Below are 22,030 nucleotides of genomic sequence, written 5' to 3' on the forward strand. Positions count from 1 at the left end.
GACTGAGAGCGGCACCTACAGCCGCATGACATGACACAAAACAACGTTCTTCCTGGCGACCGTGGACGGGCGTGCGCGGCCCGAAGCGCGACGAGCCGGTCGAGGAGGAACACCGGCTCTACGCCTTCCTCACGACGGAGGCGAACGGCGTCGTCGGGCCGGTGCATCCGAAGGCGATGCCAGCGCTGCTGACCACGTCGGAGGAGTGGCGCACGTGGCTGGAGGCGCTGGTGGAGGAGGCATTGCAGTTTCAGCCGCCGCTGCGGGACGCCGAGATCATGGAGGTTGCTCGCGAATCGCGGGGCGATGGTGCCTGATATGGCCCAGCCAACCATTCCCGCAGCTTCGTCCAGCGCCGCCTCGCGCTCCCACCCCGCACCGCCATGCCGATCGCCTTGCGCTGCCCGATCAGCACGACGAGCTGCTTGCCGCGGGTGACGCCGGTGTAGAGCAGGTTCCTCGCCAGCATGTTGAAGTGCTGCGTCACGATCGGGATCACCACGGCAGGATACTCCGAGCCCTGGCTCTTGTGGATCGTCGTAGCGAAGGCTGGCACCAGCGTGTCGAGCTCGCCGTAGGGGTAGACGACCTCACGCCCATCGAAGGTGACCACGACCGCGCCTTCTTCCTCGTCGATGCGCGCCACCATGCCGAGATCGCCGTTGAAGACGTCGCGGTCGTAGTCGTTCTGGGTCTCCATCACCCGATCGCCGGGAGCGAAGCGCCAGCCGAAGCGCTCGATCTGTTGAGCCGGGTTCGGGTTCAGCACGCGTTGAAGCTCGTGGTTGAGGTTGCGCGAGCCGAGCGAGCCCCGCAGCATCGGCGTCAGGACCTGGACGTCCCGGGTTGGATCGAGACCGAACGAGCGCGGGATGCGCTTGGTCACGACCTCGATCAGCTTGCCAACGCCCACGTCCGGGTCGTCGATCTCGATCAGGTAGAAGTCGGCCTTCTCGCCCGGCTGTGGCCGCTCCGGCATCTGGCCCTGGTTGATGCGGTGGGCGTTCACGATGATCCGGCTCTCGGCTGCCTGGCGGAACACCTCGGTCAGTCGCGCCACCGGCACGCGGTCAGACGCGATGAGGTCGGCCAGCACCTGGCCTGGACCGACCGAGGGGAGCTGATCGACATCGCCGACGAGCAGAAGCCCTGAGCGCTCGGGCACCGCCTTCAGCAAGGCGTTCATCAATGGCACGTCAATCATCGAGCACTCGTCGAGCACGAGCAGGTCGCAGTCGAGCGGGTTCTCCTCGTTGCGGGAGAAGCCGCCGCGCTTCGGATCGATCTCCAGCAGCCGGTGGATGGTCTTGGCCTCGAGCCGGGTCTGCTCGGTCATCCGCTTGGCGGCACGCCCCGTGGGTGCGGCGAGCAGCACCTTCACACCCTTGGCCGTCAGGATGCGCAGGAGCGAATCGAGGGTGCTAGTCTTGCCGACGCCGGGACCGCCGGTGATGACGCAGAGCTTCGAGGCCAGCATCAGACGGATGGCTTCGGCCTGAGAGGGCGACAGCATCTTGCCGGTCTTCGCCTCGACCCAGGGGCGAGCCTTGTCGAGGTCGATGCTGGGCCATGATGGTAAGCCGCGAGCCCGGGTGATGAGCCGTTCGGCGATCGCGCGCTCGGCAGCGTGCAGGCCCTTCAGGAAGACACAGGGCTCGGCCTCGACCGTATCGGCGATGACCTCCTCGCCACGCGCGAGCTCGTCGGCGACGGCGGTGCGGACAAGAGCGATATCGACCTCGAGGAGCTTCTGGGCGAGCACGATCAGCCGTTCGATCGGCAGACCGCAATGCCCCTCGTCCATGGCGGTTTGCAGCGCGAACGACACGCCAGCCCGCAGCCGCTGTGGCGCCTCCTTGGTCAGCCCGAGACGCATCGCGATCGCGTCCGCCGTGCGGAAGCCGATGCCGCGGATGTCGCGCGCGAGCCGGTATGGGTCCTCGGTCATCACGACGATCGACTCGTGGCTGTAGGTCTTGAAGATCCGAACCGCGCGCGCCGTGCCGACCCCGTGCGCGTGTAGGAAGATCATGATCTCGCGCACGGCCTTCTGCTCGGCCCAGCCAGAAACGATGCGGGCCGCCCGCGTCGGGCCGATGCCGGAGACCTCTTTCAAGCGCTCGGGATCGGCTTCGATGATCTCGAACGTGGCCTCACCGAACAGCGTCACGATGCGCTTGGCCATGGCCGGCCCGATGCCCCTCATGTAGCCGGAGGCGAGGTAACGCTCGATGCCCTCGACCCCGGTCGGTGGCGTGGCCTTGAGCGTGTCGGCTTTGAACTGGAGTCCGTGCTGCCGATCGGTGAACCAGATCCCGGTTGCCGTGATCCACTCACCGGCGGCAATGGCAGGTGCATGACCAATCACCGGTACGAGGTCACGCTTGCCCCGGGCCTGGACCTTGAGCACGCAGAACCCGGTCTCGGCGTTGTGGAAGGTGACGCGCTCGATCGTGCCGGCGAGCGTCTCGATGGGCGCACCCCGATCGAATTGGGTGGGCGTCGGACTCTGGTTCATGGTTGGCGTCTGAACGCCGCCTCCTTTGGATCCATTTCATCCGCGCGGGGACCGCCACCCGGCAGCTTTCGCCTCGTCCTCGGTGCAGAACATGCGCTCGCCGGCCCGCTCGTCGATCACGGTGCGCGTGTAGGCGCTCGTACCCGGCAGATGGTAGATCCGATCACCCTTGGCCGAGATGTTGCCCTTGATCGTGCAGGTCATCGAAGCGTTTGAGCCGGCCGGCGTCGGCTCATCGGCCGCTCGCGCCGCTGCTCCACCTCGACTTGTCCTACGCCAGCCCGCTGGGTCTTCGAACGTGCCAGCCCAGACCCCGCGCTTGGCCGCCCGTGCCTGTGCTTCCTGTTCGGCATAGTCGCTCGAGTAGCGCCGGAATGCGACAGCATGGCCCTGCGCGACCATCCAGGCGTTCAGGTCCTCGGAGCCCTTCCTGCAGATGGCAACGGTGCGACCATAGCGGTCGGTATCCCGAGGCTCACATGAGATCGGCGCCTCGCCGATCCGATCGGACAGCGCGAGAGCCGCGACCTGGCCGCAGCGATACTCCTTGCCAGAGGCGTCCTCACACACCTGAGCGCTCTCCGGCGCGTCGATCCCGAAGAGACGGATGCGGGTCCCGTGGATCACCACAGTATCGCCATCGGTGACGCTGGCGCGCCCGACGATCGGTTCAGCAGCGAATGCGCCCCCACCCTGCAACATGACAATGGCGGCGAGCAGGGGGTAACGCATGCAAAGGACCCTACGCGTTGCCGACGACCTGTCGAGTGGTGTCCGAGTGGACACCAGCGAAAGCCAACGCCGCACTTTCTAAGGGCAACGTCATCAACAACGGCGAGCCAGTCACGGCACAGGTGCAGCAGCGGCCAGACGGTTCCCTCGACGTGATCCTCGACCAGATAAAGGCGCGGTCCGCTGGCCGGATCGCTGGAGCTTGGAGCCCGCTCCCGGGGCAATTGCTGGAGGCCGTCGCTTGAGGGGCTGAGGTCACCCCCGGCCCGATCGCATCTCGTGGGGCGCTAGCCAGTGGCAGGGTAACGGCTGCGAGTTTGAGAAAGCCATTGGGAAAGAAGGAGGCCGGACTAGCTCAGCCTGTCTCACAGCTGGTATTATGCATAAATAGCCCACACGATTGAAAAATCGCTCAAATGACGAAAAATAATGCTTCTAAAGTGAGTTCATTCAAGCTATTAGACGCCCAACAAAAAGGGCCACCCCCAAAGTGATGGCCCGAAGTCTAAGGGAAGAAACGCCCAATGAGGGCCGTGTTACAGCGACATCATCGCTGCAGCACACAAAAGTGTTCGCACGATCAACACAGCAGTGCGACAACTTTTGATGCCTTCTGGCCCGAAACTCACCCCGCCCGGCACCAGCTGCGGCGGGCTTTTTCGTGCATCTGCTCGCATGCTATAAAGGAGTGTGTCCGCTTTAGGAGCTGAACATGACTTGCCGTGGTCCTCGGGGCCCACATCCGGAAGCGTTTCCCGCCAACGTCGTCGGCATCCGTGACGGTACGTCGGGATTTTTCGCGAAGCCTTTGGACCCGATTGAGGCTCTGACGCACATTCGCACGTTCGTAGAGGTGCTGGAGGACGGCGATCACGGCCCGGTCGTCGACGGTAACCTGCGGGAGATTAGGGCCCTGCTGGACAAGGCTCTGCCGAAGAAGCCTCATCGCTCCTAGCCGAGTTGGTAGTTCTCCCCCGTCTCTGGCTCATCAGGCAGATAGAATTGGATTGAGGGGCGGAGGCCGCCTCATCACATGCCGCAACGCCTGCTCATCATCGATCGTGCACCGCTGGCCTGATCCGGCCGGCGAGGTGATCGACCCGACACGCGGCCAGGCGATGCCGGCAATTTGTGAGGGCGGTCGGTCGGGGCTGCCCAATAATGCAGCCCGCATCAGCAAATTATATCAAGACGCGACAGGATCGGAGCTAAGATCTACCCATTATAGAGGAATAGATTAGACTGGCCGCGCGTGATGTGAGAAAACTCCCCCACGAAACTCGTCGGTGGAAGTTATGTTTAAGTTCATCACATCAAGAAGAGCTTTTTTGTTGCGCTCTTTTTGCTTTCTCTCTGTGGATATGCCCATAATATCAGCCTGATGACGTCGATTTTCCACTGAGGTATCGTATACGGCGGAAATCTTTTCGCTGTCTTTGGCCCTAACGCTGCCTGCCGGCATCGTTGCTACCGAATGCCAAAATCGTTCTTTGCCGCGCTCTATAGATGCATCTTTTAATAGCTTGAAAGTTATCTCAAACTCTTGATTTGCAGCATTTTGGCGTAGAGCACTGAGGCCTTTTTTCTCTAATTGGATCAGAACGCCGGCCAAAAGCTTGCCGCTCCGCAAATCGAATGCTTGGTCCTGTGGTTCGGTCACGAGGTAATGAAGATTTTCCACATCCGCGACTCGACCAGGCGAGCGTAAACTCGCCTTGTAGCTTTCGCATGCGCCTGGCGAGCCGGCTGCCGCATTAACTTCAGTAACGCGGGCGTCTGTTTCGCAACTAAAAGCCCTCCGGCACTGCCGGCAAGCCTCAGGCTCAAGCAGTAGGTAGCTGAAGGACGTTGCGCAGCAGCTTCGGAAGGTTTCGGCCATTGAATGGAGCCGACTCTTCAAAGTACTCTTTATTATCAACGACGGCATACCAAGTTATCTTGCCCGGCAGGTCGATGGTTAGATTGAGGTAATAGTCCTCGACCGACGTTCCATAGCTGGCATTTCCGTCCTCGTCCACCATAAGCTGGGGGCGAAAACTGGGATCAACTTCAGACAGAAATGCGGCGAGCATCTCTGCTGTGTCTATGATCGCCGCACGCTCTTTCGCGTCTGGCGCAGCAGGCTCTCTGGCCGCAGCGAGCAATTCCATGGTTCGAGAAAACCAAGGGTCGAAAAACGTACGATCAACATCGGAAACAGGGATCGACGTGGAAAGTGTCTCGCCATGATCCGATGATGCATCCGTGGCAGCCCTGTTGCGAACAAGTTTCTGCCCTCGCACCGGCTTGGCGCGATTATGCACATAAGGCGTCGGCCGATCTCCGGCGGTTCTCACCTCCGCAGCTACGGGATTGAACATACGCTCCCATGCCGCCTGTGGATCAAGCGTGGTGCCATCAAGCGCCTGCATATCACCGGCTCGGAGGGTTCAAAGTGATTCGGTCTGCCATCTCGGGGACAATTACCTCAGCCAGGATGTCTTTCAAGGCCACGTGCTGCTTATCAAGCTGCGAAATTGCGTCTGTGAAGCTACCCTGGCTTGCAGCGTCAGCATCATCCGCGGCTTCAATAATTTGGTCTTGAATCAGGGTTAGAATGGATATGGAAGGTGAGGTTTGATTTTCCCCAGGGCGAGCGGCGCTAACGGCATCGACGTTGATATTAATAAGCCTCTTCGATCGGTCTGATATGCTGTCGAACCAACCAGAGTGAGAATGCCATTCACGCTTGCTGCGATTTGCAACCTCGCACCACATGCCTCGATCGTCTCTAAGCAGCTTTTTGCTGTCAAAATTCTCCCAATCACCGGACCAGTAAAATCTATCAGAGTACTCTAATTTTATCGCCGTAATATCCACAGAGTCGCAAATAACATTCAATAGATGTAGTATTGTTTGTTCTATTTGCCTATAAAAGGTTGCCACCTAACATATCTTAAATTATTCCAGATCAGCGCTCCAGGTGTAACAATACAATTAAGTGTCCGGTCTATATTTGAATACACGATTGCACCGAAGCCAGATTGCTTTGGTGTGGCGACGCCGCTTTGTGGGTCTATCTCGATAGAAAGTTGCGACTGAACTTGCGCGCCCATTTGAAGCTGTGAGAATAGAGGCCCGGCTTTCGCCCGCACTTTGTGCAATAACTTTTCGGTAACGGGCTCGCTGAAAGTCACGGTTGCCGAGCACCGCTCGATGGCATGGGCGGGATAAATGGGTTCGAAGCGCGGGGTCTCAGTCATCTGAGCCGATCCAAAAATTGCATCGTGCGCTCGCTCGGTTAAGCGACCACAAACGAGATAAGGGCTGCGGACTGTGCCGCACAAGCAGGCGCGGTATCAGAGGCTTCACGCCTCAGGCTATGATTGCAGCGGATCCGCAGCCAGAGGGGTGAGCTTCCGGTACATTGGCACGCGGGTGTCGCTCTACCAGGCTTTGTTACCCTTGCTGTTACCCTACCTATGTCACCGGCAAGCGAAAAGTGTACTAACTAGTTGCAATTGTTGGTGAGCGCGTTGGGGTTCGAACCCAAGACCTACAGATTAAAAGTCCGTTGCTCTACCAGCTGAGCTACGCGCTCGCGTCCGCCGTGCGGTCGGCCGCGCGGGCCGGGCCCGGGGAGGCGTGGGTGGAATAGGGGAGGCCGCCGGACGGGTCAACATGGGCGTGGCCCGCGCGGCGTCGCATCCGAGGCGCGCGGGCGCCGTCGTGCCGCGCGGGCGCCATGGTCTGCTGGCATCGGCGGTCGAACGCCCCCTCCTTGGGCCGGAAGGCTAGCCGTGATCCCTCCCCTCTCCTCCCCGGCGTCGTCCTCCCGCCGCTGGCGGCGCTTCGCCGGGACCTTCGCCCTCGCCGGCCTCGGGGCCGGCCTCGCCGCGATCGGTTTCGTCGCCGCGATGGACCCCTACGGCCTTCGCGCGCGCCCGGGCCGGCCGGGGGCGATCATGGATCGCAACCAGCGCTTCATGTATCCGCGGATCGCCCGCGCGGGCGGGTACGATGCGGCGGTGTTCGGCACCTCGACGGCGCGCCTCATCGATCCGAACGCCCTCGACCGGGCGTTCGGGGCGCGCTTCGCCAACTTGGCCGTCAATGCCGCGACGCCGGACGAGCAGCGCACGCTGGCGCGGCTGTTCCTGCGCCGGAACACCGTGCACGCGGTGCTGTTCGCGCTCGATTCGACGTGGTGCGCCGCCGACGCGCCCCGCCGCACCGCGCATCCGTTCCCGGACTGGCTCTATGCGGAGGGCGCGCCCTGGGGCTGGCTGCGGCAGGTGAACGGGCAGAGCCTCGGGATCGCGGCCCAGGTCGCGCTCAACCGCCTCGGCGTCGCCCCGGCCCGCAACCGCGGCGACGGGTTTTCCGTGTTCACGCCGCCGGAGGCCAGCTACGACCCCGTCCGCGCCGCGCGCCACATCCATGGCGGCGGCAGCCCGCTCGATCCGGAGACGGCCGGCCCGGGCACGCCTCCCCCGGCCCAGGCCGGCGACGCCATGCCCATGCTCGATGCGTTCGATGCGCTGCTGGCCTCCGTGCCGGGCGCGGCGCGCAAGCTCGTCGCCTTCATGCCGGTCCACGTGGCGGCGCAGGGGGCGGCCGGCACGCCGGCGGGCGCGCGCGAGGCCGCCTGCAAGGCGCGCGTCGCCGCGATCGGCCGGGCGCGGGGGGCGCTGGTGGTGGATTTCCGGCTGCCCTCGCCGATCACGACGCGCGACGAGAACTACTGGGATGCCCTGCACTACCGCCTGCCGGTGGCGGCCCGCATCGTCGAGGGCCTGCAGGCCGCCGCGGAGACGGGGGCGGACGCGGCCGACGGCAGCTACCGGGTGCTGGCGCATCCGTGATGCGCCCATGCCGCGTCTGATGGGCGAGGATCACATGGGCGAGGACCGCTTGGGCGAGGCCCCATGAGCAAACGACTCATGAGGTCCGGCGGAGAGCCGGCGCCCGGCCGTCGCGCGGAGGCGCGCCTCGATGGATCGGGCTCATCGCGGCCCGGCATCGCCCGGCCTCAGCCCGCGGCGGCGTCGCGCTCGGCCCGGGCCCAGCCCTCGCGGGTTGCGTCGCAGAACGCGGCGAGGCGGCCCTCGGCGATGGCCGCCCGCATCCCGGCCATGAGGTCCTGGTAGTAGGACAGGTTGTTCCAGGTCAGCAGCATCATCCCCAGGATCTCGTCCGAGCGGACGAGGTGGTGGAGGTAGGCGCGGGAATACGCGCTCGCCGCCTCGCAGGAGGAGGTCTCGTCCAGCGGCCGCGTGTCCTCGGCGTGGCGGGCGTTGCGCAGGTTGATCCGGCCGTGGCGGGTGTAGGCGAGGCCGTGGCGGCCGGCCCGCGTCGGCATCACGCAATCGAACATGTCGATGCCGCGCGAGACCGAGCGCATCAGGTCGTCCGGGGTGCCGACGCCCATCAGGTAGCGCGGCTTGGCCCGCGGCAGGTGCGGCTCCACCGTCTCGATCATGGCGAGCATCACCGCCTGCGGCTCGCCGACCGCGAGGCCGCCGATGGCGTAGCCCTTAAGGTCGAGGCCGGCGAGCGCGCGGGCGCTCTCGACCCGGAGCTCCGGCACGTCGCCGCCCTGCACGATCCCGAACAGAGCCTTGCCCGGCTGCTCGCCGAAGGCGGTGCGGCAGCGCTCGGCCCAGCGCAGGGAGAGGCGCATCGCCTTCTCGATCGCCTCGCGCTCGGCCGGCAGGCGCACGCACTCGTCGAGCTGCATCTGGATGTCGGAGCCGAGCAGGCCCTGGATTTCGATCGAGCGCTCCGGCGACATGTGGTGGGCGGTGCCGTCGACATGCGAGCGGAAGGTCACGCCCTGCTCGTCGAGCTTCCGGAGCGCCGACAGCGACATCACCTGGAAGCCGCCGGAATCGGTGAGGATCGGCCCGTCCCAGCGCATGAAGCGGTGCAGGCCGCCAAGCCGCGCCATCCGCTCGGCGCCCGGGCGCAGCATCAGGTGGTAGGTGTTGCCGAGCACCACGTCGGCGCCGAGCGCGCGCACCTGGCTCGCATACATGGCCTTGACCGTGCCGGCGGTGCCGACCGGCATGAAGGCCGGCGTGCGGATCGTTCCCCGCGGCATGGTGATCGCCCCGGTGCGGGCTTGCCCGTCGGTGGCGTGGACGGCGAAGGTGAAGTCTGTGTCGGACATGCTGAGGTGAGACGGCTTCCAGGTTGCCTCGGGCAGCGCCCCCTCGCCCCACAGATCTCGGGCTTGCCCGAGATCTGTGTACCCGGTGCCCAAATCGGGCAAGCCTGGTTTGGTTGCGGAGGAGGGTGGCCCGCGAAGCGGGTCGGGAGAGGGGAGCGACGCTTCCGGATACGGCGCTCCCCTCTCCAGACCCCTGTTCACGCAGGGGCCACCCTCCCCCGCGACGGGGGGAGGGAGATGCGCGGTGTCGGTCAGCCCTATCAGACCTGGGCCGGAAACAGCAGGCTCGAATCGCCGTAGGAGTAGAACCGGTAGCCCTCGGCGATCGCGTGCGCGTAGGCGGCGCGCATGGTGTCGAGGCCGGAGAAGGCCGAGACCAGCATGAACAGGGTCGAGCGCGGCAGGTGGAAGTTGGTCATCAGCGCGTCGACCGCGCGGATGCGCGTGCCGGGGGTGATGAAGATCTCGGTCGGGCCGGCGAAGGGGTGGAGGCGCCCGTCCGCGTCGGCCGCGCTCTCCAGCAGGCGCAGCGCGGTGGTGCCTACCGCCACGATCCGCCCGCCCGCCGCCCGCACCGCGTTCAGGCGCTCGGCGGTCTCGGCCGCCAGGAAGCCGATCTCGGCGTGCATGCGGTGGTCGGCTGTGTCCTCGGCCTTGACCGGCAGGAACGTGCCGGCGCCGACATGCAGGGTGACCGTGTGGCGGCCGATCCCGGCGGCGTCCAGCCACGCCAGAAGGCCGTCGGAGACGTGCAGCCCGGCGGTGGGAGCGGCGACGGCGCCGGGGTTGCGGGCGTAGACCGTCTGGTAGTCGGTGGCGTCCCGCGCGTCGGTGGGGCGCTTGCCCGCGATGTAGGGCGGCAGCGGCAGCTCGCCGATGGCGGCGACGGCCTCGTCGAGGGCCGGCCCGGCGAGGTCGAAGCGCAAGGTGATCTCGCCGCCCTCGCCCTTGGCCGCGACGGTGGCGTCGAGGCCGCCGAGCTCGCAGGGCTCGCCTGCCCCGTGCCGGCCGAAGACGACGCGGTCGCCCGGCGCCAGGCGCTTGGCCGGCCGGGCGAAGGCGCGCCAGCGGTCCGGCGCCTCGCGCAGATGCAGCATCACCTCCGTGCGCTGGCCGGGCGCGCCGGGCCGGGTGCGGATGCCGCGAAGGCGCGCCGGGATCACCCGGGTGTCGTTGAAGACCAGGGCGTCGCCCCGGCGCAGCAGGCCGGGAAGGTCGGCGACGCGGGCATCGGTCAGGCCGTCGCCGGGGCGCACGACGAGCAGGCGCCCGGCGCCGCGCGGTTCGGCCGGGCGCAGCGCGATGCTGGCCTCGGGCAGGTCGAAATCGAACAGGTCCACGCGCATGGTGCCCGCACCTGCACCGGCGCGCGCCGGGAATCAATGCGGCGCGGCGTGCGTGGAACCGCGCCGGACCGGCTTCCGTTCACGGCAGGCGCGATCCTCCCGTCTCGACTTGGAGCCTCCATGCCCTGGTACGCCGTGCGTCCCCGCGATCCCGCCGACCCGCGCTGGCCGCTGCCGGGCAAGCCGCAGATCGTGCTCAAGGGCAAGGACCCCGCCGACGCGCGCGCAAGGTTCGAGCAGGCCTATCCGAGCACGCCGTTCGGCACGCCCGCCACCCCGGTCCCCGACGGCGCGGGCGGGTTCGAGGGTGAGGCGGAGGCGCTGATCGTCGAGGAGACGACGGAACCCACCGCGCCGCATTAGGCGTTTTGCTGAGGACGTTCGACGGCGAGCACCATCGCCTGAGGAGAGGGATGCATGGCGGCGCAGGCGGAGCGGATCACTCTCGACGGGCGGCTCGTCGGCTACTGGGCGCGCGAGGCCGGCCGCCTCGAGGCGCTCGCCACCGCGGCCCGCTTCGGCTGGCAGAGGCGCCGCCTCCTGCGCAAGGCCGCCGCCGCGCGGGCCCAGGGGGCGCGCAGCGAGGCGCGCGAAGCCGCACGCGCCGACGGGACCGCTCTGGCCGCGTGATCCGCGATAGCCGCGGCTAAGTTCCATTCCCCGCGGTGCAAGGTGTGCTGCCGCCTTGAACCTGTTCCGTGGCCTTGAACCTGTGCCGTGGCCTTGTGCCGGCGCGGTCGATTAAGGCCGCTGGGTCGATCGCCCGGACCCGTCATGAGCCGCACCCAGAAAGCCGCCCTCGCCAGTGCCGTCGTCGGCCTGGTGGTCACGGGGCTGAAGTTCCTCGCCTACTGGCTCACCGGCAGCCTCGCGCTGTACTCGGATGCGCTCGAGAGCATCATCAACGTGGTCGCGGCGCTCAGCGCGTTCGTGGCCCTGCGCGTCGCCGGCCTGCCGGCCGACGACGACCACCCCTACGGCCACCACAAGGCGGAGTTCTTCTCGGCGGTGATCGAGGGGGCGCTGATCATCGTCGCGTCGCTGCTGATCCTGCGCGAGGCGTATCACGGCATCCTGGCCCCGAAGCCCGTCGACGCCCCCGCCCTGGGGCTGGCCATCAACGCCGGCGCCACGGTGATCAACGCGGTGTGGGCGTGGGCGCTGCTGCGCTGGGGCAAGGCCTGGCGCTCGCCGGCGCTGGTCGCCGACGGCCGCCACGTGCTCGCCGACGTGTTCACCTCGGGCGGCGTGCTCGTCGGCGTCGGCCTGGTGCTGGCGACCGGCATCCCCGTGCTCGATCCGGTCGTCGCCGGCCTGGTGGCCCTGAACATCCTGTGGTCCGGCTGGAAGATGGTCCGCGAATCCGTCGACGGGCTGATGGACCGGGCGGCGCCGGGCGAGATGGTCGGGCAGATCCGCGCGCTGATCTCGCTGCACGGCGAGGGCGCGCTGGAGGCGCACGACGTGCGGACGCGCTACGCGGGCCAAGCGACCTTCATCGACTTCCACCTCGTGGTGCCCGGCGAGATGAGCGTGCGCGAGGCGCACGAGATTTGCGACCGGCTCGAGGACGCGCTCGAGACCACGATCCCCGGCGCCGTGGTGGTGATCCACGTGGAGCCGTCCGAGCACGCGAAGTTCCGCGGCGTGCCGGTGCTCTGACCGAGTCCCCTGGGCACCAAGTCCCCCGGCACCGAGTCCCCTCACAGCAGCTCCCCTGGCAGGATCTCGTGGGCCGGGCTTCCGGGTTCGGAACCCACCGGGACCCGGGGCCCGGGGCGTCTGCGCACTCTGCCACGCCCGCGAATGAATGCAACTTACGGTCGGATCGGACCCAGGGGTTTCAAAGTTCGTTAACCAGGTTCTCAGATTGTACCGAGTGCCGCGATACGTTCAGGAGTTGTTATCGAACGGGGCGCGGCCGAGCATGGTGCGGCTGAAGGCCTATGATGGTGTGTGCTTCTCCTGTCGATCGAGATGCTGGCCGGCGCGGCCGGACGGCGGGCCGCCTCGCGGTCGCCCTCGCCTGTGCGGCCGCCCTGTCGGGTTGCATGGCGACCCGGGCGCGGGAGGCCTCCCACCCTGCGATTCGTGACGTCGCTCAGACGGGATCGATCCCGGAGGCGCCGCCGGCGGTCGTCGCTGCGGCGCAGGAGGAGGTCGGGCGCACCATGCGCCTCGGGCTGATGAACTACCGCCTCAACGTCGGCGACAACCTCGAGATCTCGCTGCTGATCGATTCCAGCGTGGTGCAGCCGACCTACCGGCTGAACCCGAACGACGAGTTCGACGTCGATTTCCGGACCCATCCGGAATACAACCGCACGGTTGTAGTCCGGCCGGACGGGCGGATCTCGCTTCCGGGCAAGAACGGCATCATGGTCGCCGGGCTGTCGCCCGAGCGCGCCGCCACCCTGATCCGCGAGACCTACGACGACGTCCTGATCAACCCGGTCGTCACGGTCCTGCTGCGCAAGTTCCGCACGCCGATCGACGACTTCCGCGACCTGACCCAGCGGTCCGACATCGGCCGCGTCAAGCTGATGGCGATCGAGCCGGACGGCAAGATCAACCTGCCGATGGTGCCGCCGGTCCAGGCGGCCGGCCGCACCGTCAACGAGGTCTCGGCCGCGCTCGCCGCCGCCTACCGGCATCACCTCGCCTCGGTCAGCCCGAGCGTGCGGCTGGCGTCGCTGGTGCCGGCCAACACCATGGTGTTCGGCGAGGTCCGGGTGCCCGGCCCGGTCACGCTGTCGGGCGCCCGGACGCTGGCCCAGGTGCTCGGCACCGCCGGCGGCATCCTGCCGACCGCCGCGGGCGACGCGGTGCGGATCATCCGCTTCGACAGCGGTGCGCAAGGAGGCGCGCAAGGGGCGGTGCAGGTCGTCGACATCGGCGTGCCGGGCCTGGCCGACTCGATCGTCGTGCCGCCGAACGCCACGGTCTACGTGCCGCCCTCGGTGCTGGCCAAGACCGCGCGCGCGGTCGACCTCGTGGTCCGCCAGATCCTGCTCTTCAACGGCACCGGCTTCGGGGTGAACTACATCACCGGCCCCGCCGCCACGACCTCCACCAGCACCACGGCGAGGGCCGCCCTATGAGCGCGACCGAGACCGCCCTCGAGCCGCGCAGGTTCGACCGACCCGGCTTCGACCTGCGCGACGGGCTCGGAGCCCTGTTCCGCCATGCCCGCCCGGCGCTGCTGATCCTGGCGGCGGCGCTGGTCGGCGCCGGGATCTACCTGCTGCTGACCCCGACCGAGTACACGGCCGACGCCAAGCTCATCATCCGCCTCGGCCGCGAGAAGGCGGCCGCGCCGATCGGCGGCGGCATCAACCAGAACTACATGTTCTCCGAGCGCGCGCAGAACGTGAACAACGAGATCGAGATCCTGCGCGACCCGAGCATCGTGCGCGGCGAGTTCGAGGCGCTGAAGGCGATCACGCCGGTGGGCGACCTCGGCCCGCCGCCCGAGGATTGGGGCGCCTGGCTCGTCTACCAGGGCCGCCAGCTCGTCCGCGTCGCCAAGGGGGTCAAGACCTGGGTCGTCGACACCGCCCGGATCCCCTTCGAGGCGATCGGCCTGCTGCGCCATCTCAGCCCGGACGAGAAGCTGTACGAGGCCTACCTCGCCTCGTTCAAGGTCGTGTTCGTCAAGGAGACGGACGTGATCGTCACCGGCTTCACCTGGACCGACCCGAACTTCGCCGCAGCCGCCCTCAACCGCCTGCTCGACGCCTACAAGCGCCGCCACGTCGAGGTCTACGCCGACGAGACGCCGGCCTCGTTCTACGCGGGCAAGCTGGAACGCGCCCGCGCCGAGCTCGCCGCGATCGACCAGCAGCTCGGCAAGTACCTCAAGGGCGCCAACACCGCGAGCTTCGCGATCGAGCAGCAGAACGACCTCGGCACGCTCGCCGACCTCGCCCGCCAGAAGTCGGCGGCGCAGATCGAGCGCGAGGGCGTCGAGACCCGGCTGAAGCGCACCAAGGAATCGGGGCCCGACCGCTGGCAGCCGACGCCGCCGGACGCCGACCCGACGGTCGCCGCCTTCGACCAGCGCTTCGCCGAGCTGCGGACCCGGCGCTCGGAGCTCGCGACGCGGTTCCGCCCCGCCGCGCCGGAATTCGCGAGCCTCGACCGCGACCTCACCGAGCTCGCCCGCCAGAAGTACCGGGCCCTGATCAGCGCCGACACCACCCGGCTGGCGGTGCTCGCCGAGAAGATCGCGGCGATCTCCAACATCGAGGCGTCGCGGCGGCAGGCGGCGATCGGCCAGAGCGACGCCTCGCTCGCCTTCGGCCGGCTCGGCCAGCAGAAGAGCCTGCTCACCGACGAGATCACCCAGACCCAGCGCCGCATCGACGAGCTGAAGACCGGCACCGGCCTCGATTCGCAGTCGGTCACCTCCTCCTCGCTCGTCGCCCGCGCGGTGCCGCCGCGGCTGCCGAGCGGGCCGAACCGCCTGCTGATCCTCGGGCTCGCCGCCGGCCTCGGCCTCGTCGCGGCCCTCGCCTACGTCGCGCTCGCCGAGATCCTCGCCCAGACCTACCGCAGCGCGTCGGACGTGGCGCGCTCCCTCCGGGTGCCGGTGCTCGCCGCCCTCCCCTTGCGGAACGAGGGCCGCGCCGAGCCGCAGCGGACCCGTGCCCCCGGCCTCCGCGGAGCCCACGCATGATCGCCGCCGCGTTCCACGATCCCGCCGTGCCGGACCGCCTCGACCTGGAGCCGGCCCTGGTCCAGCTCAACCGCCGCGAGGGGCCGCCGCTCCGCCGCATCGGCGTCACCGCGGTGCAGGCCGGCGACGGCGTCACCTCGCTCGCTCGCCAGCTCGCCGGGCTCTATGCCCGCCGCGACCTCGACGTGGTGCTGATCGAGGCGAACTGGGCCAAGCCCGCGCTGGCCGCCGCCTACGGCCTCTCGGGCAAGCCGGGCTTCGCCGACATCGTGCTCGGCGCCGTCGCGCCGCTCGACGGCGTCCACGCGGTCGCCGACGGCTTCCACGTCGTCCCCGCCGGCACCCCGGCCTCGATCCGCGAGGCCGGACTCGACGACGCCCGGGTCGAGGCCTTCCTCGGCCTGGTCGACCAGCGCTACCACCTCGCGATCCTCGATTGCGCGCCGATCGGGCAGATCGGCGACACCGCGGCCCTGAGCCCCCTCGTCGACGGCTTCGTCGTCGTCGTCGGGGCCGAGCGGACCCGGCGGGTCGTGGCCGAGCAGGCGATGCGCGACCTCGACGCGGCCGGCGGGACCGCGCTCGGCGTCGTCCTCAACCGGACCCGGCGGCCGATCCCCGACTGGCTCTACCGGCGGCTCGGATGAGGGCCGCGCTCCGCACCCTCCCCCCGCTGGCGATCGGCGCCGGCGCCGCCGCGACGGCCGTGTCGCTGGCGAGCGTGCCGCTGAAGTTCGCCGTCGTCGGGCTCGTCGCGCCGCTGGGCGCGCTCGGCGCCCTGATCCTGGGCCAGCGCGTCCGGCTGACGCCGTTCCTGCTCGTCGCCTTCGCGGTCGGATTGACGGTCAAGCTCGACGTCAGCATGTTCCAGCACTTCGAGGCGGTCGGCCAGTACCTGCCGAGCATCGGCGGCGGCGCCGGGCTCACCGTCAGCGTCGCCTTCCTCGTGGCGCTGACGCTCATCGCCTTCAAGCTCGTCGGCATCGGCGAGGCGCGCCCGCAGCGCCTGTCGCTCGATCCGCCCCTGGTGCTGACGCAGGCCGCCTTCATGGCGGCAGGCGTGCTCTCGCTCGCGAACGCGGGCGACCCCGCCTACCTGTGGTTCGACGAGTGGCGCTTCCTCACGCTGCTCGTCGTCTCGGTCTCGATCGCCAACTTGAGCCCCCGCGACGTCCGCACTCTGGCGCTGGCGATCTGCGTCCTCTGCCTGGTCCAGACGGCGGCGGCGGCGGTGCAGTACGTCACCGGCTCGGAGCTCGGCCTCGGCGTGCTCGGCGAGGAGCAGATCGTCGAGGAGAACATCAACTTCCAGGCCCAGCGCCGCGCCGCCGGCTTCAAGGTCCACCCCAACATCCTCGGCTACTATTACGAGGTGGTCTGGCCGCTCGCGCTGGCGCTGGCGCTGTCCCGCGGCCCGACCTGGCTGCGCCTCGTCGGCGCGGCCGGCGCGCTCTCGGCGCTGGGCGGCGTGGTGCTGACCCTGTCGCGGGCCTCGTGGCTGACCTACCCGCTCTCGGCGACGCTCGTCGTGCTGCTGGTCTACCGCGACCGGCTGCTCACGCGGGCGAGCCTGATCGTCGCCGGCCTCCTCTTCCTCGTGGGCGTGATCGCCGCGATCGTCGTCGGGCCGATGATCTGGGAGCGCCTGTTTGCCGACGACGGCGGCTCGGCGGCGCAGCGCGGCCCGCTCAACGCGGCGGCGCTGGCGCTGTTCGCGCAGTTCCCGATCCTCGGGGTCGGCTTGAACAACTTCGGCAATATGTTCGCGACCCTCGACCAGACCGGCCTGTCGCGGCTCGCCGGGTTGTTCGACCGCTCCAACCACGTCGTCCACAACCTGCACATCCTCGTCCTCACCGAGGTCGGCGTCGTCGGGTACGCCGCCTTCGCTCTGGTCTTCGGGATCGGGCTGTGGCGGGGCTTTTCCGCGATCCGGCGCGCGCCGGTCGGCGATCCGCTCGCCGCGATCGCCGGCGCCTCGGCGATCGGGCTGCTCGCCCACCTCCTCCACGGCCTCGTCGACCCGGGCTTCCGCCTCAACCTCGGCATCGCCGAGCTGCTCTACACCGCGCTCGGGATGATCGCCGCGGTGGCGGCGGCGCAGCGCGCCACCCGCCCTGCCGACCTGAGCGCGGGTCCCCTCTCCCATGGGGAGAGGGACAGGGTGAGGGGCGTGACTTTTCCGGACGACGCACGCCCCTCACCCCAGCCCTCTCCCCCTGGGAGAGGGAGCCGCGTGATGTCGCGCGGTATCCGATCCGAGCGTCCCGAACGACGAAGCGCGAGCCTGCGATGACCCCCGCCCTCAGCGTCCTCATCGTCACCTACAAGTCGGGCGCCGACATCGACACCTGCCTCGCCCTGCTGGCGGCGAGCCGGATCGACCGCGCCTACGAGGTGATCGTCGTCGACAACGCCTCGGGCGACGGAACCGCCGAGCGGATCGCGGCCGACTGGCCCGGGATCCGGGTGATCGCGGAGACCGAGAATCACGGCTTCGCCGGCGCCAACGCGCTGGCCTATGCGGCGTCGCGGGGCGCGGCGATCCTGCTGCTCAACCCGGACGCGTACCTGCGCGATCCGGACGCGGTCTCGGCGGCGCTGGCGCATCTCGACGCCCACCGCCAGGTCGGCGCCGTCGGCCTGCGCCTCGTCTTCGAGGACGGACGCCATCAGGTCGGCGATGCCGGGTTCGAGCCGCGGCCGCTCACCGTCGCCGTGCATGCGGCCGGGCTGTCGGGGCGGTTCGGCCTGCGCGGGGTCTACCTCGCGGGCGGTCAGGCGCGGGCGCCGGGGCCGGTCTCCGTCGACTGGCTCTGCGGCGCCTTCCTGATGCTGCGGCGCGAGGCGGTCGAGGCGATCGGCGGCCTGTCGAGTCCGCTGTTCCTCTACGGCGAGGACGTCGACTGGGGCTGCCGGCTGCGCGACGCCGGATGGCGGGTCGACTACCTGCCGGGCCGCAGCGTGGTCCACCTCCAGGGCGGCTCGGGCAGCACCCGCTCCGCCCGCTGGCTCGACGGGCTCGCCGGCGTCTACGCCCTGCGCAACGGCGGCCGGCGGCTGTCGTCGCCGGCCTTCTTCGCGGTGCCGCTCTGGCTCGGGTTCACGGCGCGCGCCGCCGCCTACGGGCTGCTCGGCCGCCTGCGGCGGCGGCCGGACCTCCTGAGCAAGAGCCGCGACATGAAGCGTTTCGCGGCTCACCTTGCCAATACAGTCGAGACCAGATCGCGCTGATCGCTTAGCGCTTCCTGATGAAGACCATGTGGTAGCCCTTGAGCGGACCCGGCGTGAGCCGGAACAGCAGTTCCCAGAACTTACCCAGGACGATGTTCTCGCCATGATAGAACGGTTGCCCATCGAACGCGTAGGTGAAGTGCTCGAACCGGTCAGTTGGGAAAAGCCGCTTCCGCGCCGCTTCCGTGTTCATCGTGTAGAGCGGCACGAAGGAGTCGATCTCGACGCGGCGTGGCTCGACCATGCGCAGCACGCGGGCGTGCAGGCGCTTGGGGATCAGGCGGGCGCCGATCCCAACATAGCCCCAGCGGTTGGGCGTCCAGGCGCAGAGCCAGCCGCCGGGCGCGAGGATGCGGCCGAGCTCCTCCGCCGTCCGCTCGGGCGTCTCGATGTGCTCCAGCACCGAGAAGGCGGAGATCAGGTCGAAGCTGGCATCCGGGAAGGGCAGCAGCCCGTCGTGGCCGACGAGCTCGACGGCGTCCGCCGTCTCGTTTCCGAGAACCGCCTCGTCGACGTCGCAGGCGGTGACGTGGGCGCAGCGCCCGCGGAAGTCCCCGAGCTGGCGGCGCAGTGGAACCGGGTCATGGCTCCACTTGCCGCGTCCGGCGCCGAACTCCATGACCCGCATGTCGGGGCGCAGCAGCGCGTTGACGCGGACGATGTACTCCATCCGGTGGTCCTGCCGGGAGTAGCCCCCGGCCCCCATCTCGCGGAACAGCCGCTCCTCGACGGTGACCGGCTCGCGGCGGGGCATCGCGTCCTGGCGCAGAAGGGTGTCGTGGCCCATGGTTCGTCCTCCTCAAGCGATGGGATGGTGGGGACGCGCCGGGCGCGGGCGTCCGATGGCGACCGGCGCGCCGACGCGGCGCGGCCGGCGGTGGCGATCCTCGGCACGCGGGGCGTCCCCGCGGCGCATGGCGGCTTCGAGACGCTGGCCGAGCGCCTCGCGCTGGAACTGGTCGCGCGCGGCTGGCGGGTCGAGGTCTATTGCCAGGTCGACCGGCCGACCGCGCCCTCGACCTGGCGCGGCATCGACCTGATCCCGGTCCAGGCCGCGGGCGACGGCCCGCTCGCCACGATCCTGTTCGACTGGAAATGCACCGTGCGGGCGGCGTTCCGTCCGGCCCTGCCCCTGGTGCTCGGCTACAACACCGCCGCGTTCTCCCTGCTCTACCGGCTGACCGGGAAGCGCAGCGTGATGAACATGGACGGGATCGAGTGGCGCCGCGACCGCTGGTCGAAACCCGCCAAGGTCTGGTTCTGGCTGAACGAGCATTGCGGCAGCCTGTTCTCGACGCATCTCGTCGCCGACCACCCCGAGATCGCCCGGCACCTCGCCCGCGTCAGCCCGAAGCGCCGCATCACCACCATCGCCTACGGGGCGGACCCGGTCGCCGATGCGCCGGTCGCCGCGCTCGATGCGCTCGGGATCGAGCCGCAGCGCTACGGCCTGGCCATCGCCCGCATCGTGCCCGAGAACCTCGTGCTGCAGGTGGTCCGCGCCTGGAGTGAGGTCAGCCCAGGCCTGCCCCTGGTGGTGCTCGGCAAGCTCTCGGAGACCGATGCCTACCACCGCGCGGTGCGCGCGGCCGCCGGGCCGAACGTGATCCTCGCCGGCGCGATCTACGAGGCGGACCGCGTCGCGGCGCTGCGCCGGCACGCCCGCTTCCACATCCACGGGCACACGGTCGGCGGCACCAACCCGTCGCTGGTCGAGGCGCTCGGCGCCGGCTCGCCGGTGCTGGCCCACGACAACGTCTTCAACCGCTGGGTGGCGGGTCCCGATGCCGCCTATTTCGGCGACGAGACCGAGCTGCGCCATGGCATCGTGCGGCTCGCCCGCGCGCCGGCCGGGCACCTCGCGGCGATGTCGTCCGGCTCGCGGGCACGCCACGCCGAGGCGTTCGCCTGGGACGGCATCTTCGACGCCTACGAGCGCGTGCTGCGGGCGCAGCTCCCCGCCGCCCGCACGCGCCGCCGGAGCGCGGCCCGCGTCGAGGTCGCGGGCTGACGCGCCCCGCCGGCCCGCCGCCGGACGGTGCCGGGCCGCGTGATCGCGAACGTGGGCGCGGCTCATGCGGCGCTCCTGTCCTGGGCGATCGCGGAATCCTGCACGATCCCGGGATCCCGGCCGAGCGTGGAGACGCTGGTCTGGCGCAGGCGCTGCATCGAGACGGTCCCGGCCGGGATGTCCCGCAGGGTGGCGACGCCGACGCCGACCATCGCCGCATCGCCGATCGTCACCGCGCCCATGACCAGGGCGTGCGCGCCGACCACGACCCCGTCGCCGAGGTGCGGCGCGTCCGGCGGGAACGGCGCGGCGGCCAGCACCGGCCGGTCCGGCGCGACCACCACCGCCGGCAGGATCACAAGGTCGCGTCCCGCCGTGCCGCAGAAGGCGATCCGTGCCGGGTGCGGCACGAACAGCCCGGGGCCGATCCGCGATCCGGGATGGAAGGACGCGCCGGTGAGGCGCACCGACAGCCCGGCGACGGCGGCGGCCGTCCGCCGCCACCCGCGCAGGTGCAGCAGGTGGGCGACGCGGTGGAACACGGCGCACTGCATCGCCGGCAGCAGCACCATCATCGCCGCGCGGGAGCGCGACATCGGCCTGCCGCCGCTGATCTGGCGCACGATCCGCTCGAGGTCGGCGGCGAGCAACCGGCGCAGGACCGCCGGGCGGGCGTGGTCGAGGACCGGTTCGGAGGGCGTCCGGTCGTCGCTCACGACACGGCGCTCCGTCCCGGCAGCGCGCGCCAGTCGGTCGGTGCCAGGTCGGTGTCGGCGTCGAGATCCTTGAGCACGAGGCAGCGCGGCCCGACCCGGGACCGGTCGCCGATCAGCACCGCGCCCAGCACGATCGAGGCCGGCTCGAGGACCACGTCGTCGCCGAGGCGCGGCAGCCCCGGGCCGCCGCCGACGTCGCGGTCCGGGGTCTTGTAGAGGCCGCCGATCGAGGCCTGGAAGCCGAAGGCGGCGTCGCGGCCGACGGCGCCCGCGATGATCGTGCCGTAGGGATGGGGCAGGAACATCCCGCCGGCGATCCGGGTCGAGGGCGGGATGTCCGAGCCCGTCAGCCAGCCGTTGACGATCCAGAGCAGCCAGGCCGCCATCCGCCAGCCGTTCTCGTGGGCGTAGCGCGACATCCGGTAGAGCCAGATCGCCTGGTAGCCGCGGCGCAGGCGCACCGGGCCGGGGATGCGGCGCGCCCAGTGCGCCCGGTCGGCGCGCAGCGCCGCGCGGGTCTCCGCCCAGGAGATCGCTGTGCCTGCGGCGGTCTCGGTCCCCGCGAGATCCCGGGCCGCGAGCATGTCGGCTGGCTTAGGCATGTCACTCTCTTTACGGTTGTATAATACTTATAAGCGCAACCA

21 protein-coding genes, 1 tRNA gene and 1 pseudogene are annotated in these 22,030 nt (G+C 69.1%); 11 read left to right on the top strand and 12 right to left on the bottom strand.

The genetic code is table 11. The features are described 5' to 3' along the window. Positions 1–53: 53 nt before the first annotated feature. A pseudogene (locus tag ACFZ8E_RS14770) lies at positions 54–317 on the top strand (SOS response-associated peptidase); the annotation flags it as partial. Here the strand turns inward: ACFZ8E_RS14770 and ACFZ8E_RS14775 are convergent. The 7 genes from ACFZ8E_RS14775 to ACFZ8E_RS14805 all read right to left on the bottom strand — a co-directional run bounded on the left by ACFZ8E_RS14775 (position 251) and on the right by ACFZ8E_RS14805 (position 6,830). Continuing rightward, positions 251–2,518, bottom strand: a complete 2,268-nt coding sequence (locus ACFZ8E_RS14775; protein WP_405043089.1) for an ATP-dependent RecD-like DNA helicase — start codon at positions 2,516–2,518, stop codon at positions 251–253. The pseudogene ACFZ8E_RS14770 and the gene ACFZ8E_RS14775 sit on opposite strands and share 67 nt — an antisense overlap. A gap of 36 nt (positions 2,519–2,554) precedes the next feature. Further along, on the bottom strand, positions 2,555–3,250 hold the full coding sequence (locus ACFZ8E_RS14780; protein WP_405043090.1) for a thermonuclease family protein: 696 nt from the start codon (positions 3,248–3,250) through the stop codon (positions 2,555–2,557). A gap of 1,237 nt (positions 3,251–4,487) precedes the next feature. Further along, positions 4,488–4,910, bottom strand: a complete 423-nt coding sequence (locus ACFZ8E_RS14785) for a hypothetical protein (protein WP_405043091.1) — start codon at positions 4,908–4,910, stop codon at positions 4,488–4,490. A 163-nt stretch (positions 4,911–5,073) separates the two neighbouring features. Next, positions 5,074–5,661 (bottom strand): hypothetical protein, encoded by a 588-nt coding sequence (locus tag ACFZ8E_RS14790; protein WP_405043092.1) that lies wholly within the window; start codon positions 5,659–5,661, stop codon positions 5,074–5,076. 1 nt (position 5,662) lies between these two features. After that, a complete protein-coding gene (locus tag ACFZ8E_RS14795) occupies positions 5,663–6,175 on the bottom strand; it encodes a hypothetical protein (RefSeq protein WP_405043093.1) in 513 nt (170 codons plus the stop codon). After that, positions 6,151–6,492, bottom strand: coding sequence for a hypothetical protein (locus tag ACFZ8E_RS14800; protein WP_405043094.1), 342 nt, complete (start codon positions 6,490–6,492; stop codon positions 6,151–6,153). Before ACFZ8E_RS14800 ends, ACFZ8E_RS14795 begins: the two co-directional genes overlap by 25 nt. Positions 6,493–6,754: 262 nt before the next feature. Beyond that, a tRNA-Lys gene (locus ACFZ8E_RS14805) sits at positions 6,755–6,830 on the bottom strand. A 199-nt stretch (positions 6,831–7,029) separates the two neighbouring features. Here ACFZ8E_RS14805 and ACFZ8E_RS14810 point away from each other — a divergent pair. After that, positions 7,030–8,094 (top strand): hypothetical protein, encoded by a 1,065-nt coding sequence (locus ACFZ8E_RS14810; RefSeq protein WP_405043095.1) that lies wholly within the window; start codon positions 7,030–7,032, stop codon positions 8,092–8,094. Between the two features lie 167 nt (positions 8,095–8,261). Here the strand turns inward: ACFZ8E_RS14810 and tgt are convergent, their stop codons facing one another. Further along, positions 8,262–9,401, bottom strand: a complete 1,140-nt coding sequence (gene tgt / locus ACFZ8E_RS14815; RefSeq protein ID WP_147729673.1) for a tRNA guanosine(34) transglycosylase Tgt — start codon at positions 9,399–9,401, stop codon at positions 8,262–8,264. Between the two features lie 260 nt (positions 9,402–9,661). Next, positions 9,662–10,747 carry a tRNA preQ1(34) S-adenosylmethionine ribosyltransferase-isomerase QueA gene (gene queA, locus ACFZ8E_RS14820; protein WP_405043096.1) on the bottom strand — a complete coding sequence of 362 codons (1,086 nt, stop codon included), beginning with the start codon at positions 10,745–10,747 and terminating at the stop codon, positions 9,662–9,664. Positions 10,748–10,867: 120 nt separating this feature from the next. Between queA and ACFZ8E_RS14825 the strand changes: the two genes are divergently transcribed. The 8 genes from ACFZ8E_RS14825 to ACFZ8E_RS14860 all read left to right on the top strand — a co-directional run bounded on the left by ACFZ8E_RS14825 (position 10,868) and on the right by ACFZ8E_RS14860 (position 18,659). Then, positions 10,868–11,110 carry a hypothetical protein gene (locus ACFZ8E_RS14825; RefSeq protein ID WP_405043097.1) on the top strand — a complete coding sequence of 81 codons (243 nt, stop codon included), beginning with the start codon at positions 10,868–10,870 and terminating at the stop codon, positions 11,108–11,110. A gap of 54 nt (positions 11,111–11,164) precedes the next feature. Next, on the top strand, positions 11,165–11,377 hold the full coding sequence (locus ACFZ8E_RS14830) for a hypothetical protein (protein ID WP_405043098.1): 213 nt from the start codon (positions 11,165–11,167) through the stop codon (positions 11,375–11,377). A 144-nt stretch (positions 11,378–11,521) separates the two neighbouring features. Then, positions 11,522–12,409: a cation diffusion facilitator family transporter gene (locus tag ACFZ8E_RS14835; RefSeq protein ID WP_405043099.1), complete on the top strand. Its 888-nt coding sequence runs from the start codon at positions 11,522–11,524 to the stop codon at positions 12,407–12,409. Positions 12,410–12,798: 389 nt separating this feature from the next. Continuing rightward, the gene (locus ACFZ8E_RS14840) at positions 12,799–13,848 is read left to right on the top strand and encodes a polysaccharide biosynthesis/export family protein (RefSeq protein ID WP_243938922.1); all 1,050 of its coding nucleotides are present in this window, start codon (positions 12,799–12,801) and stop codon (positions 13,846–13,848) included. Beyond that, complete coding sequence (locus ACFZ8E_RS14845) at positions 13,845–15,425, top strand: lipopolysaccharide biosynthesis protein (protein ID WP_405043100.1); 1,581 nt, start codon at positions 13,845–13,847, stop codon at positions 15,423–15,425. Before ACFZ8E_RS14840 ends, ACFZ8E_RS14845 begins: the two co-directional genes overlap by 4 nt. After that, positions 15,422–16,072: a CpsD/CapB family tyrosine-protein kinase gene (locus ACFZ8E_RS14850; RefSeq protein WP_244031633.1), complete on the top strand. Its 651-nt coding sequence runs from the start codon at positions 15,422–15,424 to the stop codon at positions 16,070–16,072. Before ACFZ8E_RS14845 ends, ACFZ8E_RS14850 begins: the two co-directional genes overlap by 4 nt. Next, positions 16,069–17,721 carry an O-antigen ligase family protein gene (locus ACFZ8E_RS14855; RefSeq protein ID WP_405043101.1) on the top strand — a complete coding sequence of 551 codons (1,653 nt, stop codon included), beginning with the start codon at positions 16,069–16,071 and terminating at the stop codon, positions 17,719–17,721. Before ACFZ8E_RS14850 ends, ACFZ8E_RS14855 begins: the two co-directional genes overlap by 4 nt. Beyond that, positions 17,718–18,659 (top strand): glycosyltransferase family 2 protein, encoded by a 942-nt coding sequence (locus ACFZ8E_RS14860; protein WP_243936034.1) that lies wholly within the window; start codon positions 17,718–17,720, stop codon positions 18,657–18,659. Before ACFZ8E_RS14855 ends, ACFZ8E_RS14860 begins: the two co-directional genes overlap by 4 nt. 4 nt (positions 18,660–18,663) lie before the next feature. Here the strand turns inward: ACFZ8E_RS14860 and ACFZ8E_RS14865 are convergent, their stop codons facing one another. Then, the gene (locus tag ACFZ8E_RS14865) at positions 18,664–19,446 is read right to left on the bottom strand and encodes a bifunctional 2-polyprenyl-6-hydroxyphenol methylase/3-demethylubiquinol 3-O-methyltransferase UbiG (protein WP_243938930.1); all 783 of its coding nucleotides are present in this window, start codon (positions 19,444–19,446) and stop codon (positions 18,664–18,666) included. A 24-nt stretch (positions 19,447–19,470) separates the two neighbouring features. On the opposite strand from ACFZ8E_RS14865, the gene ACFZ8E_RS14870 reads away from it, so the two are divergent. Further along, positions 19,471–20,670, top strand: coding sequence for a DUF1972 domain-containing protein (locus ACFZ8E_RS14870; RefSeq protein ID WP_405043103.1), 1,200 nt, complete (start codon positions 19,471–19,473; stop codon positions 20,668–20,670). A gap of 62 nt (positions 20,671–20,732) precedes the next feature. Here the strand turns inward: ACFZ8E_RS14870 and ACFZ8E_RS14875 are convergent, their stop codons facing one another. Both ACFZ8E_RS14875 and ACFZ8E_RS14880 read right to left on the bottom strand, forming a co-directional pair. Further along, on the bottom strand, positions 20,733–21,386 hold the full coding sequence (locus ACFZ8E_RS14875; RefSeq protein WP_405043104.1) for a serine O-acetyltransferase: 654 nt from the start codon (positions 21,384–21,386) through the stop codon (positions 20,733–20,735). After that, the gene (locus tag ACFZ8E_RS14880) at positions 21,383–21,988 is read right to left on the bottom strand and encodes a serine acetyltransferase (RefSeq protein ID WP_243936041.1); all 606 of its coding nucleotides are present in this window, start codon (positions 21,986–21,988) and stop codon (positions 21,383–21,385) included. The genes ACFZ8E_RS14875 and ACFZ8E_RS14880 overlap by 4 nt, the downstream gene beginning before the upstream one ends. Positions 21,989–22,030: the final 42 nt, after the last annotated feature.

It is taken from the genome of Methylobacterium sp. HMF5984, assembly GCF_045033435.1.
GTDB lineage: Bacteria > Pseudomonadota > Alphaproteobacteria > Rhizobiales > Beijerinckiaceae > Methylobacterium.